Raw genomic sequence first — 983 nt, 5'->3', positions numbered from 1 at the left:
TGATGGTGGCGGGCAAGGACATCGAGGGGGCGATCCAGCGGCTCGCCCAGATGGCGCGTGCGGCCGGCATTCACCTGATCATGGCGACGCAGCGTCCGTCGGTGGACGTGATCACCGGCACGATCAAGGCGAACTTCCCGACCCGGATCTCCTTCCAGGTCACCAGCAAGATCGACAGCCGGACCATCCTCGGCGAGATGGGCGCCGAGCAGCTGCTCGGCCAGGGCGACATGCTGTTCATGGCCGGCGGCGGGCGCACGACCCGTGTCCACGGGCCGTTCTGCTCGGACAGCGAGGTCGAGAGCGTGGTCGCCCACCTCAAGCGCCAGGGCCGCCCGAGCTACCTCGACGCCGTCACCACCGACGACTCGCCGGAGGAGCCGGCCAAGGAGGGCAAGTCCGGGCGCGGCGCCAAGGCCGAGAAGGTCGAGCGCTCCGAGGATTCCGACGAGGAGGCTCCGGTCTTCGACATCGGCGCCTTCGCGGCGGCGACCGGCGGCGAGTCGGACGACCTGTACAAGCAGGCGATCGAGGTGGTGCTGCGCGACCAGAAGGCGTCCACCAGCTACATCCAGCGCCGGCTGCAGATCGGCTACAACCGCGCCGCCTCGATCATGGAGCGGATGGAGATCGAGGGCATCGTCGGCCCGGCCAACCACGCCGGCAAGCGCGACATCCTGGTCGCCGGGGCGCCCCACGCCTCGAGCGGGATGTACGACGACGAGTGAGGCCGCCGCAGGGCCGCGATCCGATCGGTCGCGGCCCTTTCGCGTCGCATCTTCGCCACAGGGCGGGGCTCTAAGCCCCGTCCAATCCCGTTTCTGCCGGATCGCCCGCTTGGGGCGCCCAGGAGGTTCTGCCGATGATCGGCCGCCGCACCCGCACCGCCCGGGGGGGGGCAGGGGGCCGGGGGGGGGGGGGCGGGGGGGGGGGAGGGGGCGGGGCGGCGGGGGGGCCCGGGCGGGGGGGGCGGGGGGGGCGGG

General features: G+C 72.9%; 1 protein-coding gene. It reads left to right on the top strand.

Annotated features, from left to right (window positions below):
- Nucleotides 1-728, top strand: a 728-nt coding sequence (locus FV228_RS30855; protein WP_147857874.1) for a DNA translocase FtsK, incomplete at its 5' end; no start/stop codon positions are given.
- Nucleotides 729-983 lie beyond the last annotated feature (255 nt).

It is taken from the genome of Methylobacterium sp. WL18, from assembly GCF_008040015.1.
Lineage (GTDB): Bacteria > Pseudomonadota > Alphaproteobacteria > Rhizobiales > Beijerinckiaceae > Methylobacterium > Methylobacterium mesophilicum.
Note: the sequence above shows the minus strand (reverse complement) of the source record. Positions and strands in the feature narration are given on the sequence as shown.